Source organism: Nitrospirota bacterium, from assembly GCA_020846775.1.
Taxonomy (GTDB): Bacteria; Nitrospirota; 9FT-COMBO-42-15; order HDB-SIOI813; family HDB-SIOI813; genus RBG-16-43-11.
In genome coordinates this window covers 154,394-171,180 of the sequence record JADLDG010000034.1, presented here as the reverse complement: position 1 = coordinate 171,180, position 16,787 = coordinate 154,394, and the positions used below count along the sequence as shown (strand labels likewise).

The following is a 16,787-nucleotide window of genomic DNA, read 5'->3' as shown; positions in this document are numbered from 1 at the left end:
CTATGCGCCTCCAATTGCCTGATCAAGCCATTGTGTAAAGGTTGAGAAGTGAGGGCAGCGTTGAACTACTTTTGACGAATCAATACGTTCAAGCAGCTTGCTTGCATGTTTGATCTTTTTGTACTCACCTTTCTGAGTATTTCTGGTTGCCCTTGCGAGTTTCTCATAGATGTCCGGTTTTGGCTCATCCTCAAGATTCCGGCGGGTAGGCAAGACATTGCGGGCGAACCGCGGTCCGTAAAACTGAGACAGCGCATCGGGATCTGCAACGATCCATGCCTCCATGCACTGAACCATGAGATGAACCCTATCCGGTTCTGATGTTGTAAGGTCCCATCCGTCACGCTGGGTCAAATGAGCAATGCGCTCACGTGCATTGCGTTCCGTGTCAGTTGTTTCATTAGTAAGTCCTGCTTCTGAATCTACAAGCAGCACATTGATTGCCTCGGCATCAGTACGCAATGAACTGATAAAGGCACCGTAAGCAGAATTACGTCCCCCGCAGGGTACCAGCTTCCATCCTATCTTTCGTAACCTGGCCGCATCTTTCTGAGCTTTTAGCAATACATCAAGCCCTTTACGCAGCTCTGCCTTCTGGTGAGTGTAGTCGCCTCCACCTTCTACATAAATGGCAATACCGCTCATGGATTGCCTCCTAACTCCCCGATACGCCAGACCTCGCCAAGACTATACTTGTCGAGCCAGTGACGAAGCTTATCAGATTCAACTCTTCGCAAAACCGTACCGCCTGTATGTTCGCAGATCAATACCGAATCCGCCTCTTCGGTTAATGCCGAAACAAGGGCATCTGAATGAGTAGTTACAATGAGCTGTGTACGAGTGCTGGCGTCAACCATCAGATCTGCAAGAAGCGACAATGCATCAGGATGCAGCCCTAGTTCGGGTTCTTCAATGCAGATGAGTGGCGGTGGGTCAGGGAAAAGTAACAGCGCAAGCATTGCCAGAAAACGAATAGTTCCGTCCGATAAACGCGTTGCAGGAACTGGTGATTTGAATCCCTGTTCGTGAAGGTAAAACTGCACGGTTCCTCCCTGAACAGAGGTACTGAGGCGCTGGTAACGTGGAAGGAAACGGTTGAGCAGGCGATTGAACTCTGTACCCTTATCTGTGAGATCAAGCTGATTGAGGATTAGCCCAAGATTACGTGAATCCGGCAAAAGATTATCCACTGATAAATCAGCGGGTTGGGGTTGGCGGAGTCCTGCATAACGACCAAAACTCCACTCCCGAAATGTCTGAATGCGACCGAACTGCCGGCCGACCCATGTCAGTTCAGGGTAGAGGTCCGGGTCTTTGCGCTGGGATAATACCGATTCATCAGGTATAAGGCTTTGGCGCTCTATATGACGTTCTGCACGTTTTTTAGCTGATTCCTTCACATTGATGACTGGCCGACCACCTTGATAGCGATAATAGAAGACGACATCCTTTGCCGTTGACTGGGTCTTTTTGATGTTTTCGAGAACCTCGTCCGTAACTTCCGTTCGTTGAGCAGATGCTGTGAAGCTGAGGCGGTAGCGAAGACCAGGAATTTTCCCACTCGGATGGAGCAATGCCTCGATTGTCGCACCGGGGCTATTTCCTTTGCCTTTCCAGAGCCATTCCTGTGGCCCGCCACCGTCGCGAATGGCATTTGCAAATGCAGCAGGTGTGGCATGCAGCAATTCAATAGCTTCTATAAGATTGGATTTTCCTGACCCATTAGGACCAATTAAAACATTAAGCGGGGTCAGAGGGATCGCCTCGGACCCTGGGGCAAATGAAAGAAATCCATCTAAGCGTAACGATGATAGGAATGGCATAAGTTACCTCCTTATTTTATAAGAACCGGGCCTTTTTTAACGGCTTCGATCAACGCAGCCCTCTGTCGCTCGACCCATGCGTTGACATCGTCCTCAGAAAGAAGTGTTGTTTTTTCAATAGCAATGGTGCGGACTTTAGGCTCCAGCATCTTTGCAGCCTGCTCAATAGCCTGTGCAACGAGGGCAGGCAGCACAGCTATTTCAGTGCGGACACCTGACAAGGGTTTTGTATCAAGCTGGATAACAAGCGAATCGTCTTTTGAGACATCAGGCCTTACAGGGGACAACAGTCCGACATCTTCGATTATCGCCTCCTGATCTGACTGGTTCAAACGATTCCACAGGTCATTTAACGAGAGTTCTGCAAAGGCCTTTTGATATGCCTCTTCATAAGCTGAATAGAGTTTTGTGAACTCTTCCCGGAGTAAGCCGGCAAGCGTTGCACGAACAGGAGAAACCGGATCAGTATGCTGGAGCAGTAATCTCTGCTCACGGATAGCTGCTATTTTTTCAGAATGCTCCTTAACTCCGGAGAAGTCTCGTGAATGTTTCTCAAGGCGCTCAACGAGGATCCATGACGGCATTCGCTGCTTATTAAGCTCAGCAAGCGCTCGCCACTCTTTGATTAATTTCTTGAAGTCGTCAGCCTTATTTATGATGCCCTGCAGTTGCTCGTTGCCAACAAGGCGATGAATGTCTTCAATCTCCGTAACTGAAGGCGGCAGAGGCAGTGGGGTGTCTCCTCCGGCCGTGCGGGCGAGTGCAATAACGGCAGCAAGAAAATCCGGGGCCTTCGCGGATTCCTCACCGCTTTTGCACTGTATGCCAAGCTCTGTAAATATTCCCCTTAAAATCAGACGTTCCTGCACAGATATAATTATCTGCTGAAGTCGAAACTCTGTCTTGGGGATCTTGTTTTGATCAAGCTGACCCGGTGCAACTTTAGCTCCGTTCAACATTGCTTCCAAATGCTCGGAGCGGTGAAGCGATATAAGGGCGGCATCAATTGCGTCCTTTGACCATCCGAAGGGCGCTGAAGAGAGGGCTTTTCTGATCTCACTCCCGGTCTTACCTGCCCCGATTGTGGCAAGTACCTGCTGGCAGACGGGGTGCTTCTCTGTCGCGTCAGTATGTCCTGCAGGTTGAAAAGGCTGATCTGCGCCGCCTCGCGCACGCTTTATGACACTCTCCCATGCTGGGGAATCCGCCTCCTTGAAGCGCGGGAAGAGTCTTATGAGTGACGCCTCTGCCGCAGCCTTGATGCGCGAATCGAGAGAGATCTGCAGCAGCTCGCTACCACCGCCCTGATATACTTTTGCCACTGAAACTATCTCGCGCACAAGCGCATCCCTATCTGCCGCAGCTTTTAAGCGGCGGCTCTCCATACTGCGCCGGGCCTCGATGCCCTCATCACTTGAAGGGTTGCCTCGTGCATGGAGTGTCAACTGAGCAGCTTCGGCTTCAACGATAAGACGGCGAAGGTCATCCGCAGATTGGCGTTGAATAAATACAAAGATGAGGGGACTGTCAGTGCCTGCACCCTGGGCTGCTGTGCGCATATCTTTATCAGATGATGACCAGCCGTCCCGAATCCAGACAGGGACAGTCGTGCCGTCTGCCGGCGGCGGGGTCTGGTCCCTTGATATTATCATCTGGCGCGCCTCTTTTGCCGCGCCATGTATCAGGGTGATCCCACGAATAATCTTATCAGCCTCTGCATAGAGGAGTTGATCGCGCTGGAACTGGATTGCTGCATCGTCATTGGTCAGTTTTGCCTGGCGGCTCCTGAACTCGGCATCCCATTCGCTTCCCTCGCGGGTTTGAAGCCGATATTCATCGCCAATTTTCATGAGAAGCCCTTTATCAGATAGCTGCAGCAGTATGCCCTCAACGTCATTGCGGAGTTTCCCATTGTCAGCACATAGATCATCTACGAGAAGATCGGCGATATGGTCTTTAGCGGCCCGGACGCCGATATCAGCCATGCCATCACGTTTTACCTGCCAGATAAGGAAGATCAGGCCGCAGATCCTCTGCGCCAAAGGACCGTAATCTCTGCCCACCTGAATAATCCGCTCGTTGATCTCGCGGAGGAGTACTCCGGTATTAACCATCTCAGGGGCAAGTGCGCTGAATAATTCATCTCCGGTGACAACTGTTCCCAGGTCTTTGGATGCAATCCTCGCGACAGCGTCGTGAACTATGCGAAGTTGAGAACGAAGCTGACTGTGTGTTCCGGCGGCATCTATCTGGCGGAAGCAGTGTTCCCAGAATCGTCTCCGTACAGGCAACAGGGGATAGTCATCCACAATATATCTGCGGTCTTCTGATACCTCACCGACGCCTGTGCCCTGCAACTGGCGGGATACCTCACCGGCATGGTCTTCCAGTATTTTCTTCACACTGGAAGCGGTATTTGCCTTCTTGAGCAGAAGGACCTTACGGGTCACGGTCTCAACCTCCGCATCGGAAAGCGGAATCCTGATGGTAAAGCGATCCATTAATTTTTGCAGGAGAGGGATGTCGGTCAGGGCGCTCTGGCCAGCAGCAACAATCATGACATGACTGTCCATCTGCTTTGACACCGCTTCGGCAACTTCGGTTATAAGTACCGAGCGATCAGTGGATTGACCGATATACTGCTGCACCTCATCAAGCACAAGGATCGTGCATGGCATCTTTCCATTCTTGCCTACACGTAGCAGAGCCTCTTTGGCGACAGCGAGAAATTGCTCAGTGGTAATGTCAGTAGTCTGTGGTTGGAAATTGGCCTTGATAAGTTGTTTTGCCTCGGCCTCACTATTCGCAAATCCTGGAATTAAGTTGGTTATGGCCAAAGAAAGCACGGGACTTACATAGAGATTGTTCAATTCCCGATCAAAATCCTTTCCAGCCCCTTCAACCGCCCTTCTTACATCTTCATAATGTCCGTTGGCATAAAGCCACAGACAGAATCTCGCTTGCGGATATGACTTTGGTAATCCTGTTGCAGCAAGGAGAACACCAAGGACTGTGAGCCTGACCTGATCAGCGATACCACTGGGCAAAGATCCTGCTGCTGCGATAATCCCGCCCGTTCTTTTGCCGGCAGTATCAAGCTCGCGAAAAAGGTCCTGTAAATCAGAGGGGAGGAACGGCACAAGAGACCGTGCAGTAGACCCATCTGGAAATGGGGTGTCCTGCCACAGGTGGGTAAGCATTTTTAGAAGGTGCGACTTTCCGCTCCCAAAGAAACCGCTGACCCATGCGGCCTGCTGGCTCGGCTTTTCAGTGTTATAGAGATATGCGTTGACGATGAGCTGAATGCCTTTTGCATATTGTCCTTCGCAGACAAATGTCTGGAGTTCGCCTTTGAGTTCTTCTGTAGCATCAATGCGTGATTGCCCCTGGTTGACAAGGGGCTGGGTTGAAGGATCTCTCTCGAGGACATCTTTTATCTGCAACTTCATGTTAAGCACCTCCTCCATGCAAAGATATTGGTATTGCCATATAATTCCATCCGTCACGGGCATCGAGCAAACGGTAGTTATTGTCCTCAAAATGACCGGGGAAAAAGACGACGAGCCTTCCTTTTATTCTATGCTCGATCAACTTAAGTACCTCCGAAACACGTGCGAGGCCGAACAACGAGCCTGCACCGTAAACAGCCACTACAGAAGTAGTGTCTGCATCAGGCATGTCAAGGCAGGCAATGATCTGATCTGCGACATATTGAGCAAACTCCGCCTCCAGCTTGAGCTCCAAATCTTCCGGAGCTTCAAAATAGGCCTCCCGATATTCGTCACCAAACATCCATAGCGCAAATGCCCTAGTAATGTCTACCTCAAACCACTTATGGCCTGTCTCTTTGGTCGCATTTTCGAATGCACTCTTCCGGGAGCGAAGCGTGCGTTCAAGCTCTTTGTCATAGACAATAATGATGATACGCTGTGCCCCGGATATTGTCTGCTGCCACGGAAGTGATATATGCCTGCTGTATTTTTCAGCTAGCTCTTCAATTTTCCCCATCTATCCTGTCCCTCCCTTTGGATCGAGCCGTGAAAGGTTAAGCTCAATTACCCCGCCTGCAGTCCTCATATCAATAAGTCCCATGCGCTTTGCATCCAGCGCTAATTCCATGGCAGCCGATGGGGTACAGTCAAGCACAGTGATCCATCCGGATGAAAAGAGTTCCTGACCGCGAAAACCAGCCATGTATCCCATGAAAAGTGAGTAAGCAATGTTCACAGCACGCGGCTCAACACGTCTTCGTTTCTTGAATGTGCGTCCTTCAAGGTGTCCGGACTGAGACCATGAACTTGCAATGTTACGAACAACTTTGTCAATGATCGTCTCCTTCAACCGGTCACCAACATGGTTTTTTATGGCTTCCTTCAGAGGATCTCTTAGAAATTCTCTCCCTTCAGATAATGACATGATCACTGGCGCTGAGGCAGCTAACAGAGGGTCACGGGCAAGGGCACATGTGAGGGCAAGAAGCCTTCGGGCGCTTTCATCCATAGCCCAGAGATGTCGCAAAACCCTAAAGATCGGAACTAAATTATTCAGGGCATAGAGCTCGCCAAGTCGTTGATTAGTAAGACGGCGAGTTGCCGCAGTGCTCTTTGCAAGACAGTTCTGTTCGATGATGTGTGTGGTATAGTCTGAACGAGAAGATGTTGGGCTAGTACATTTTAGAAGGGTAGAAAGCTCCTCGAACATAATGGTGCGACTGGTATGTGTCCCTTTATCGCCGAAGCGAAATCCAGATTTTTCAGCGGTAGGGGCCGGGCCTGATGAGGGGGAAAATTGTCCAGATACTAAGTTCATGCAGGGATTATATTTAACCTAAGCGAAAATGTCAATGAGTAAATTTATGTGGCCGGCATATTTGCCGGCCATATAAATTTATAAAATATATCAACATGCCGGGTGTGGCTGACGACGGTTCCATAACCGGTCTCGCACGTGAGGATGTAAGCCGCATCAATCAGCTCGTCAGCATTGCAGCCGGCCATATGGCGGAGTGCATGCCAGGGGCGCGCAAGCTTCTTCTGACCCTGACGCGCGAAGGTGCGCCTGACAACGCGCCGCCCGATATTACTTTACAGCCGGCATACGAATGGCTGTTGGCCGGGCCGTCCGCGGATACCCAAAACGCCCGGACACTGAAGTTTACCAGCCATGGATTTGAAGATGAGTAACGGTTCAAATTCAGCAAGACCTGATGAGCCAGTATATAATGTCCAGTATATTATTATGGAGAGCGGCAAATGAAACAGGATTGGATTTTAAAAGAAGCAATGAAGCCCCGTAAATCAAGTGATTTTGTCATACTTGAAAAACCGGATGTAAAGAAACCTCTAAACGATCTTCTCAAAAAAAGATTCTGGCCGGTTATTCATAGCTGTCTTGAGGCCAGTGGCTATGACTACTCCCCGGAGTCAAAACCGGAAACAGAGTGGGTAATAGGCCAGATGCTAACGAGGTCATTAACCTTTGTCCTTTCTGATGGAAGATATGCCTTCTTTAAAGGAACGTTGAGTTGTTCTGCAATAGGCTGGATGCTTGAAAGAGAATTTTATTTGACCTTATCTCAGGAAAATGATATCCGGGTAATAATTGATATATTGGGTAACAGCAGGTTTGCAGGTTGTCCCCCGACCCTGTCAATAGACAGGGCATTAGAGAAACAAGGCATAGACTTTTACCAGATCACCCTTTATTCGGGACATGGGGCCGGTTGGGGCTATGGGGAAGAGTATGTGGATGAGGAAATAAAAAAGGTCATTGATGTCAATATCCGGATGTATGATTTTGCAATAGAGTCTATAATAACTCCACAAGATTTAGGTGAGTTCTTAACGATTGCTTACGAGGCTTATGAGGCATACTGAAGATTACTCCGATGTCAATCCTTGATGAGTCCTCAGTCGCGTCGGATAATTCACCGCAAGTCCATTTTATCATAGAAACAAATGAACATGTTTTTTTTACCATCCTGAACTGCATCCTTTTTTCTTGACATTAATAATAGACGAAGGTTAAATAGGAAGGAGAGATATGTCCAAAAATAATTCGAATAGCCAGTATAAACATGAACCCCGTGAGCTGCCTTCGTATAGCCTTACAGAGGCTGCCCATTATCTTTGCATGCCTGTTTCAACTCTCCGGTCCTGGGTGGTGGGGCGTCATTATTTAGAAAGAAAGAAAAAGAAGTTTTTTAAACCCATTATTTATCCTGCACAGATTTCACCTTATCTGCTTCTATCATTTAATAATTTAGTGGAGGCTCATATTCTTAATGCTATACGAAGGAAACATAATATTTCTTTAAATAAGGTCAGAAAGGCGCTGGCTTATTTAGGAAGACATTTTCCTTCGAAACATCCCCTGACTGATAATACGTTTGTAACTGACGGATTAGATCTTTTTATAGAAAAATATGGTCAATTGGTAAGTATTTCAAGAGAGGGTCAACTTGCAATTATGGATCTGCTAAGGGCTCATCTTAGCCGCATTGAAAGGGGGCCGGACGGTTTGCCGGTACGACTATATCTGTTTACACGAAGACAAGATTATGAAGAACCAAAAACGGTTGTCATTGACCCCAAAACTTCCTTTGGCAGACCTGTCTTGGCAGGAACGGGTATTCCAACGTTAATTATAGCAGAACGGTATAAGGCAGGAGAATCAATTAACGAATTAGCAAAAGATTATGGTATCCAGAAAGTCCAGATCGAAGAAGCAATACGATGCGAACTCTACCCTCAGGCAGCCTGAAAACTTTGTCTTATTCATTGATAGATCATTAGGAAAAAATGTCATTTCCTCAGCATTTCGTCAGGCCGGCGCCAAAGTTGAGATTCATGATGATCATTTTTCTCCAGATACAAACGATCAGACATGGCTTTCAGAAGTTGGAAGGCAGGGGTGGATAGTTATAACGAAGGATGAAAGAATCAGATACCGAAGTATTGAACGTACCGTCTTACAAGAATCAAAAGTGGGGGTATTTATTCTAACAGCAAAAAATCTTACTGGACAACAAATGGCAGATATTTTTGTTAAATCACTACCTGCGATTATCAGATTCGCAAAGAAAAATCATCCTCCGTTTATTGCTACAATTACAAGGAGCGGTAAAATTAACTGCCTTGATGTCTTCCCAGATAGAAATAACAATTCTTGAACAAATATTGAATCCAATATATCCTTCTGATCACTCAATTGAGCAGTTCACGAAACGTCTATGGTAATATGACATAACTACTATCGCGGATGTACGCCCGGCACCATAAAGCCGATACCTCCCAGAGTATAAAAAAATGTTAATGCCGGATGAATGATTTTGCAAAAGACTCCATTATAACTCCGCAAGACTCAGGTGATTTCTTACCGGTTGCTTACGAGGTAAGCTACTTCTTGCCCTTCTCTTCCATATTCAGATTCTTTCACAGGGAATGGGCACAGGTGATTATTTTAACATAAGCGCTATCAGGAATTAAACGCTGGGTGACAGGCTATTATCCCACCTTCTCCGCTAGCCAAATTATGATCAGCGATTGGTAAGGTACATCCCTCTTATTGGCTTCTATCTTGATCCGCTCAAGAAGTGAGGCCGGCAGCCTGATGGAAATAGGCTGTGTGGAAGACTTCAGATTGGGTAAGCGGGCTTCTACAGCCTTTGACCAGTCCAGATATTCGGTCGAGTCATGGGTCTCCCAGAATTTCCGTTCTGCCTTCTCAGATTTAAATTTAGGGATGGGTTTCAGTTTTGGTTTCATAGGATTTTCTCTCCTTGTAATGCATATCCCGGGCGGATATCACCCGGATTTTTGTGCCTTCAGATCTGAGTCCGAATTCCGGACAAGAATACTATGCCTTACATGGCAAGCATCTGATCAATCTTCCCAGGAACGATTCAGACAGCCCGGCAATAAAATTCATTGAGTGGCATAATGAGAATATTTATATGCCGTAACTGCATTTTATTTTGTAGCGACTTTTACCAGATCACCTTTTATTTGGGACACGGGGCCGGTTTGGGGCTATGGGAAAGAGTATGTGGATGAGGAAATATAAGAGGTCATTGATGTTAATATCCGGATGTATGATTTTGCAATAGAGTCTATAATAACCCCACAAGATTTAGGTGAGTTCTTAACGATTGCTTACGAGGCTTATGAGACATACTGAAGATTACTCCGATGACAATCCGTGGTGCGTCCTCAGTCGCGTCGAATAATTCACCGAAATTATCCCACCCTCTCCGCGAGCCAAATTTTAATCAGCGATTGGTAAGGTACATCCCTCTTATTGGCTTCTATCTTGATCCGCTCAAGAAGTGAGGCCGGCAGCCTGATGGAAATAGCCTGTGTGGAAGACTTCAGATTGGGTAAGCGGGCCTCTACAGCCTTCGACCAGTCCAGATATTCTGCCGAGTCATGGGTCTCCCAGAATTTCCGTTCTGCTTTCTCAGATTTAAATTTAGGGATTGGTTTCAGTTTTGGTTTCATAGGATTTTCTCCCTGTAATGCATATCCCGGGCGGATATCACCCGGATTTTAGTGCCTTCAGATCTCAGAGTGAACGTTATGTGCAGAAGTCTTCCATCACTGATTTTACCGAGGGCGTGAAACCTCGATTCAGAGTGGCTGTGTTTTTCGTCATGAAGCATTAACAATGGTTCATTGAAGAAGATCTGTTCAGCCTCTGTCTGAGTGACCCCGTGTTTTTCACTTTTCCTGGCATTTCCTGCGTCCCAGTCGAAGCCTTCTATTTTCTGAAGGTCAATCATGTCTAGTATATTACCATAATATACTTATAGTCGTCAACGCCAGAAGGAAAACAGCAGCAATTCTATGTGAACCCTGTTTACCTTAAATAGAGGTTTTTCGGGGTTAAAATGGTCATCTAAGGCTTTAAATGCTGTAATAAAAATCTATTTCATGAATTAAATAAATGAGTTGGCTTGGTCCGACCCCGACCCAGACCCAAAATCATTATAACATCGCTGTTTTTTTATAGCAGCATTTTTTAACATATGAGATAATTTGAAAAAGAGATATTGAATTCTTTATATAGTAGACTTGGGATTAATCCACATGTGCGGACGTTTCGTTATATTCAGTTCAATACGTAAAATAGCCCTGGAATTTTCCGTTGATCCGGGGGATATGGCATTTAGCCCGGCCTATAATATTGCCCCATCGCAGGAAATCCTCATAGTCCTTTTTGAGGGAGACCGTAAACTTATCAAGTGCAGGTGGGGTTTTATCCCACCATGGGCAAAAGACATGCATATAGGTTACAAGATGATAAATGCACGGGCTGAGACACTATCAGAAAAACCGATCTTTAAATCCGCCATCCGGAGGCACCGCTGCCTTGTTGTTGCAGATGGATTCTATGAGTGGGAAAAGGTTGGCAAAGAAAAGAAACCATATTATATACATCTTAAGTCCGGCAGGCCCTTTGGCTTTGCAGGGCTATATAGTTACTGGCAGACTCCTGATGATAGCCTTATATGTACCGGCACTATCATCACGACCAACGCTAATTCTTTACTGGAACCAATTCACAACAGAATGCCGGTTATCATTCCCGAAGACAGCCGTTCAGAATGGCTTAACCCGGACATTCAGGATGAAAGAAGGATACTGCCTTTACTTACTCCTTATGATTCAGAAAACATGGAAGCATATCGTGTGTCAACGGTAGTAAATTCTCCAGGGAATGATTCGCCTGATAATATTAAGAGCTATCAGGAATTAGAAGCTGGGTGACAGGCGATTATCCCACCCTCTCCGCAAGCCAAACTTTGATCAGCGATTGGTAAGGTACATCCCTCTTATTGGCTTCTACCTTGATCCGCTCAAGAAGTGAGGACGGCAGCCTGATGAGAAACAAGATATGGTACTTTACGAAAGCCTTGACATAAACTTTACATAACTGCTATCATGGCCGGTATGTATAAGCCGCATTTTGATATAAGCCCGGAACTCCTCCGCCTGGTCACTCTTGCAACTGAGATCAGGGTATGGATCAACTCTGCTGTGGTGGATGTCTCGTGGCTGCCGGTCCTTCAACGTGAGACTGCGGCACGATTGGCCCATTCCACTACGGCCATAGAGGGAAACCCCCTGACGCTTCCTGAGGTGGCAGCCATCGCACGGGGAGAAGAGACTGGTGCGACGACAACGGATAAACAGGAGATACTCAATGCGCTTGCGGCCATGCACTGGATATGGGGCAGGAAGTCCGGCGCACTGATCAGGGAGTCTGACCTTTTACACCTGCACCGGCTTCTGACCCGGAAAATCCTCTCAGACGATAAATCGGGACATTATAAAACCAGGCCCAATCGGATAGTAAACCACCGTGGAATTGCAGTCTATTCGCCTCCACCGCCTGATAAGGCCAAACCACTTACTCTGGAACTCCTCGAATGGATAAACTCTACGGGCTCGGAAGCCCTGCATCCCATAATAGCAGGTGCTATTGCCCATCACCGCCTCGTCTCGATTCACCCCTTCGCTGACGGTAACGGGCGCATATCAAGGGCCCTTGCTATTTGGCTGTTTTACTCCGGAGGTTTTGATACCCATCATCTATTTGCACTCGACGAATTTTTCGAACAGGACAGGCAGCGCTACTACCAGAAGATCCAGCAGGCACGGGACCTTGACGATGACCTTGGTTACTGGCTCGAATATGTGGCAGAGGGCGTGATAAGGACACTTCAAAAGGTAAAAGAGCGGATCATCGGGTTAAGCATTTCGGTCCAGGCCCCCCACATGGTGCTTACAAAAAGGCAGGAGGATATCCTGCGTTTCTTGAGGGACAAGGGCCGCGTCAAATCCCCTGATATAGAAAAGGCCTTCTCACTGACAAGGGCTCGTATCGGGCAGATCATCAAGCCGTTAACAGATTCAGGACTCGTTATCCGGGAAGGACAAACAAGGGCCACGACATACCGTCTCCCATAGGTCTTCTTCTCCTCAAGCGATTCCCGTATCAGGGCGCTGAGCGATTTGTCTTCCTTAAATGCCAGCATCTTTGCCTTTTTCAGGTCTGTGAACTTCCCGTCCACCACCCGGATCTCCAGTGGATGCTCACATCCTTAACTTTTTACAGAGGGATTACATATTCAAAGCCATTCTTCAATCTCATAATAACATCGTCTGTAAAACCCCTGTCAAGCCATTTGGTCAGGTTCATCTTTCTGTATATTTGCATTGTCTTTGAGGTATCGTTCATCCCGTCAATAATAACGCTGTCAGCATGGGGGCGCAGCCTTTCTATAAGGGCATCAGGATTCATAGGGAGCACTGGTCCTATAAAGGCGTATGTCCTGATACCACTGTCATGGAGTGTTTTTATTGCATTAATCCTTAACTTCTCTGATGATTACGCTCATGAATCAATATTAACATGTTCCTTCTCTAAAAATGCGTCGAGACTCCATGCCTGTGCTGGATATAGGAGAATTGGGACGTACAGGGTAAGGAGGATCAGGTTTCGGATAAAGGCAGTGGAACCACTCTGTTTAAACCCGATAGACCCGAAACAGCCGCAGTCCTCCAGGTTGATTCCCATGACCACTGTGTAGCCTAATGCCAGGGTGAACCCCAGCAGAGTTGCCCCGGCCATCCAGGCGGCGATTGTTGTCAGGAATCCGAGGGCGAGACAGGTCCCCACCGTTAATTCTATCCAGGGGAGAGTAAGAGAGATCCATGGGATAACGGCTGCCGGAAAGATCTGATAAGCACGGATTACGGCCTCAAATTCCGCACGGGGTTCCATCAGTTTCAACACGCCTGTGAAAATGAAAAAAGCGCCGAAAAGAAGACGGATCGTTAGAAGGAGGATGGGATTACTAATCCATCTCAAGTTTCCCCATAAGGCCATACAGGCTTATTCTCCCTTATTCCCTCTGCCTAATTGAGAGTCAATAGCATCCTTGAAGTTGTTGTAGGTCGCCTGGCCGACTAAGCGGGTATCGTTGATAAAAAAAGTGGGGGTTGAGCGGATACGGAGGGATTCCCCTTCTTTCATATCCGTGCTGACGGCCTTTTTGGTTTCCCGGTTTTCAGTGCACCGGGTGAACTGTTCTATGTTAAGTCCTGTTTCCTTAGCGTAATCCAGGAAATATGGCTGCGGATCGGTCGTCGGGGCCCAGATATCCTGTCTCTCGAAGAGGAGGTCATGATACTCCCAGAACCTGTTTTGAACATAGGCACATTGGGCGGCCTCTGCAGCCGGAAGGGCATTTGGGTGGTTTGAGACAAGCGGAAAGTCATTAAAGATGATCTGTACCTTCTCTCCATATTCTTCAATTATTTGTTTTAATGCCCCCTGGGCATTCCTGCATGCCGGGCATTGGAAGTCGCTGTATTCCACGATCCTGACCCTGGCCTTAGCGGCTCCCTTGACCGGATCTCCCTCACCGTAGGTGGATCCAATCTCCGGTATGCGGGATAAGAGGTATCCAGTCAGGATGATTGCTATAAGGATTCCTGCAGCTATCCAGGAACGGCGTTTAGCCCTCCTGCTTCGGTTTGGTTTTTGTACTGCGGGCTTCTGAGATCTTTTTCCCATGAATTTTCAGTGAGATCGTCGCTTCCTGGCAAAGATTATCAGAAAGGAGGGGGGGTGTCAACCTTACTAAATTGCTTTTATAAAGATCCCCTGAGTTGTCAACAGATTGCTGGAAGGATATAATGGAATCAGATTATGAAACCTGTCAACTGGCTTGCGGCAATTGTAATTATTCTTACCATAACCTCTGGCTGCGGGTCTGTCAGCAGTGATGATTCAGGCAGGCATGTAGGTACCGATGAACTTACCGGTGATCGAGACTACCAATACTCACTGGCCCGTTTCGTGTCTCCTCCTGCTATGGAAACATATCTCAAGGAGGCTATTAAGAAACAGTCCCTTGATATGTCTTCAGGCGGTGTCATTTTTACAGATACGCAGGTAAACGTCGTCACAAATACTATGTCAGGGCAGGAAGTGAAGACTTCTCCTGATAGCTCACAGCCTGAATTTTCGTCAACCAATTTGCAGGAGTCAGGAGTAGATGAGGCGGACCTGATAAAGACCGACGGGCGGCATCTTTTTTTGGCAGTTAAGAGTCCCTACACCTATTACGGATTCATGGAGGGAATGACTGCGCTTGATGATACAGGTTTATTTAGCGGATCGTCCGGTATAGACGACTCTTTCTATAGGGAAAACGCCAATAAGGTCAGGATAATGGAGCTTTCTGATTCCCCGCCGGCATCATCGGAATTAGCAAAGATCAGTTTGTCTGACTCCTCAATGGTAGATAGTCTCTATCTGGTGACAGGCCGTGATGAAGGGCCCACTGACCTCCTTGCGGTTATAGGCACTGGAAGCTCCGGTACCCCAATGGAGTTCTGGTTTATGCCCTGGAACTGGAGAAGCGGCAAGACTACTTTAGAACTGTTCGATGTAAGTGATCCGTCCAAACCTGCGGGTCTGGCTAACATGTCATTCGACGGTTATCTGATTGCAAGCCGCCGCATAGGTGATATTATTTATATTGTTTCACGGTACACCCCCTATATTGAAGGCTATAAATTATATCCTGGAACGGAAAAGGAAAAACAGAGCAATGCCGCTCTTCTGGCAGGCACTTCTCTTTCAGACCTGTTGCCGGATATCAGGATTGATGATAATGAAAAGACGGATCTGGTGACCCCGGAGAATTGTTACCTGCCGCCAACGCCGGGTGAGGATGTTTCTACGCCTGACATCATTACGATTACGGCGATAGACCTCGCATCACCCCAAACGCCAAGGTCAAACTGTATAGTTGGGCAGGCGGAGTCGGTCTATGTCTCTCCGCAGTCCATCTATCTGGCAACGACACGCTATCGCTATGCACCGATGCCTTTATTCAGCGGTAATGAACTGAGCTTTTCAAGTACCAATAGGATGACGGTTGCATACTCGAGCCCTGAGGTGAAGACAGATTTGCATAAGTTTTCTCTGGAGGCTGCTGAGCCGGTTTACAGAGGCTCAGGTGTTGTTCCCGGGCATCTCGGATGGGAGCAGGACAAGAAGTCGTTCCGAATGGGTGAAAAGGACGGATACCTTCGAATCGTCACTTCTCTGGGTGAGACTTGGAACGACAGTGCACAAACAATGTTGACTGTATTGAAAGAATCAGAAACCAGAGAAGAGGAACGTCTAGTGGAGGTCTCCCGCCTGCCGAATGAAGCGAATCCTGAACCAATCGGGAAGCCGGGAGAGAGGCTTTATGCCGCACGCTTCCTTGGTGACAGGGCCTATCTGGTGACATTCCGGATCACGGACCCGCTCTATGTAATTGATTTAAAGGACCCTGCGGCCCCCCATATTGCAGGTGAGATTGAGATTAAAGGTTATTCGGAATTTCTCCATCCAATAAGTGAAAATCTGCTTCTCGGTATCGGAAAGGATGCAATTCCCGATAATGGTCCTGGAGGGTCGGGCGATGGTCGAGGGGCCTGGTACCAGGGGTTGAAACTCTCCCTCTTTGATGTTCAGGACCCTGCAAAACCAGTAGAGTTGGACAGCATAGTGATCGGCCGGCGAGGGACAGATACGGATGCTTTGATGGATCATCATGCCTTTGCCTATATACCTCCGGTTGATGGAAAGCCGGCGCGTGTTGCGCTGCCTGTAAGACTCCATAATACATTAAGCATAAACATGTCAGGGAACCCATGGGATTATTATGATTGGACTCATACGGCCCTGTATCTTTTTGATATCGCTCTACAGGGAAAGAGAGGTTTCACGCAGTCAGGTCAATTGATTGCCGAAGAACGATCCGATGACAATGTCTACGATTACGGCTACGGCAGCGACAGGGCCCTGATCTTAAATGACAGTGCGCATTTCATTCATGAGGGCAGGGTCTGGTCCGCCTTGTGGTCAGATCCATCGAATCCGGAAGGCCCAAAATAA

The 16,787-nt window shown here is 47.6% G+C and carries 19 protein-coding genes; 6 read left to right on the top strand and 13 right to left on the bottom strand.

The window, feature by feature from the left end; genetic code table 11:
* The 6 genes from IT392_05665 to IT392_05640 all read right to left on the bottom strand — a co-directional run bounded on the left by IT392_05665 (position 1) and on the right by IT392_05640 (position 7,023).
* Positions 1 to 645, bottom strand: coding sequence for a DUF4276 family protein (locus tag IT392_05665; protein ID MCC6543977.1), 645 nt, complete (start codon positions 643 to 645; stop codon positions 1 to 3).
* Positions 642 to 1,823: an AAA family ATPase gene (locus IT392_05660; protein ID MCC6543976.1), complete on the bottom strand. Its 1,182-nt coding sequence runs from the start codon at positions 1,821 to 1,823 to the stop codon at positions 642 to 644. Before IT392_05660 ends, IT392_05665 begins: the two co-directional genes overlap by 4 nt.
* A gap of 11 nt (positions 1,824 to 1,834) precedes the next feature.
* Positions 1,835 to 5,266, bottom strand: coding sequence for a BREX system P-loop protein BrxC (gene brxC / locus IT392_05655; GenBank protein MCC6543975.1), 3,432 nt, complete (start codon positions 5,264 to 5,266; stop codon positions 1,835 to 1,837).
* A gap of 7 nt (positions 5,267 to 5,273) precedes the next feature.
* On the bottom strand, positions 5,274 to 5,831 hold the full coding sequence (locus IT392_05650; GenBank protein ID MCC6543974.1) for a DUF1788 domain-containing protein: 558 nt from the start codon (positions 5,829 to 5,831) through the stop codon (positions 5,274 to 5,276).
* Positions 5,832 to 6,632, bottom strand: coding sequence for a hypothetical protein (locus IT392_05645; protein MCC6543973.1), 801 nt, complete (start codon positions 6,630 to 6,632; stop codon positions 5,832 to 5,834). It lies immediately after the preceding gene.
* 160 nt (positions 6,633 to 6,792) lie between these two features.
* Positions 6,793 to 7,023: a hypothetical protein gene (locus IT392_05640; protein ID MCC6543972.1), complete on the bottom strand. Its 231-nt coding sequence runs from the start codon at positions 7,021 to 7,023 to the stop codon at positions 6,793 to 6,795.
* A gap of 52 nt (positions 7,024 to 7,075) precedes the next feature.
* Between IT392_05640 and IT392_05635 the strand changes: the two genes are divergently transcribed.
* From IT392_05635 to IT392_05625, 3 genes are all read left to right on the top strand, one after another.
* Positions 7,076 to 7,699: a hypothetical protein gene (locus IT392_05635; GenBank protein MCC6543971.1), complete on the top strand. Its 624-nt coding sequence runs from the start codon at positions 7,076 to 7,078 to the stop codon at positions 7,697 to 7,699.
* Between the two features lie 166 nt (positions 7,700 to 7,865).
* Positions 7,866 to 8,585, top strand: coding sequence for a DUF433 domain-containing protein (locus tag IT392_05630; GenBank protein ID MCC6543970.1), 720 nt, complete (start codon positions 7,866 to 7,868; stop codon positions 8,583 to 8,585).
* Positions 8,521 to 8,994, top strand: a complete 474-nt coding sequence (locus IT392_05625) for a hypothetical protein (GenBank protein ID MCC6543969.1) — start codon at positions 8,521 to 8,523, stop codon at positions 8,992 to 8,994. The genes IT392_05630 and IT392_05625 overlap by 65 nt, the downstream gene beginning before the upstream one ends.
* A 334-nt stretch (positions 8,995 to 9,328) precedes the next feature.
* Here the strand turns inward: IT392_05625 and IT392_05620 are convergent, their stop codons facing one another.
* From IT392_05620 to IT392_05610, 3 genes are all read right to left on the bottom strand, one after another.
* A complete protein-coding gene (locus IT392_05620) occupies positions 9,329 to 9,589 on the bottom strand; it encodes a BrnA antitoxin family protein (GenBank protein MCC6543968.1) in 261 nt (86 codons plus the stop codon).
* A gap of 471 nt (positions 9,590 to 10,060) precedes the next feature.
* Complete coding sequence (locus tag IT392_05615) at positions 10,061 to 10,321, bottom strand: BrnA antitoxin family protein (GenBank protein ID MCC6543967.1); 261 nt, start codon at positions 10,319 to 10,321, stop codon at positions 10,061 to 10,063.
* Positions 10,318 to 10,602: a BrnT family toxin gene (locus IT392_05610; GenBank protein ID MCC6543966.1), complete on the bottom strand. Its 285-nt coding sequence runs from the start codon at positions 10,600 to 10,602 to the stop codon at positions 10,318 to 10,320. Before IT392_05610 ends, IT392_05615 begins: the two co-directional genes overlap by 4 nt.
* A 307-nt stretch (positions 10,603 to 10,909) precedes the next feature.
* Between IT392_05610 and IT392_05605 the strand changes: the two genes are divergently transcribed.
* On the top strand, positions 10,910 to 11,590 hold the full coding sequence (locus IT392_05605) for an SOS response-associated peptidase (GenBank protein MCC6543965.1): 681 nt from the start codon (positions 10,910 to 10,912) through the stop codon (positions 11,588 to 11,590).
* Positions 11,591 to 11,597: 7 nt separating this feature from the next.
* Here the strand turns inward: IT392_05605 and IT392_05600 are convergent, their stop codons facing one another.
* Entirely contained in the window at positions 11,598 to 11,705 is a 108-nt protein-coding gene (locus IT392_05600; GenBank protein ID MCC6543964.1) for a hypothetical protein, read from the bottom strand.
* Between the two features lie 68 nt (positions 11,706 to 11,773).
* Between IT392_05600 and IT392_05595 the strand changes: the two genes are divergently transcribed.
* Complete coding sequence (locus IT392_05595) at positions 11,774 to 12,793, top strand: Fic family protein (GenBank protein MCC6543963.1); 1,020 nt, start codon at positions 11,774 to 11,776, stop codon at positions 12,791 to 12,793.
* A 142-nt stretch (positions 12,794 to 12,935) separates the two neighbouring features.
* On the opposite strand, the gene IT392_05590 is transcribed toward IT392_05595, so the two are convergent.
* The 3 genes from IT392_05590 to IT392_05580 all read right to left on the bottom strand — a co-directional run bounded on the left by IT392_05590 (position 12,936) and on the right by IT392_05580 (position 14,405).
* A complete protein-coding gene (locus IT392_05590; protein MCC6543962.1) occupies positions 12,936 to 13,127 on the bottom strand; it encodes a hypothetical protein in 192 nt (63 codons plus the stop codon).
* Between the two features lie 93 nt (positions 13,128 to 13,220).
* Positions 13,221 to 13,715, bottom strand: coding sequence for a DoxX family membrane protein (locus tag IT392_05585; GenBank protein ID MCC6543961.1), 495 nt, complete (start codon positions 13,713 to 13,715; stop codon positions 13,221 to 13,223).
* A gap of 6 nt (positions 13,716 to 13,721) precedes the next feature.
* On the bottom strand, positions 13,722 to 14,405 hold the full coding sequence (locus IT392_05580) for a DsbA family protein (GenBank protein ID MCC6543960.1): 684 nt from the start codon (positions 14,403 to 14,405) through the stop codon (positions 13,722 to 13,724).
* Positions 14,406 to 14,540: 135 nt separating this feature from the next.
* Between IT392_05580 and IT392_05575 the strand changes: the two genes are divergently transcribed.
* Complete coding sequence (locus IT392_05575; protein MCC6543959.1) at positions 14,541 to 16,787, top strand: beta-propeller domain-containing protein; 2,247 nt, start codon at positions 14,541 to 14,543, stop codon at positions 16,785 to 16,787.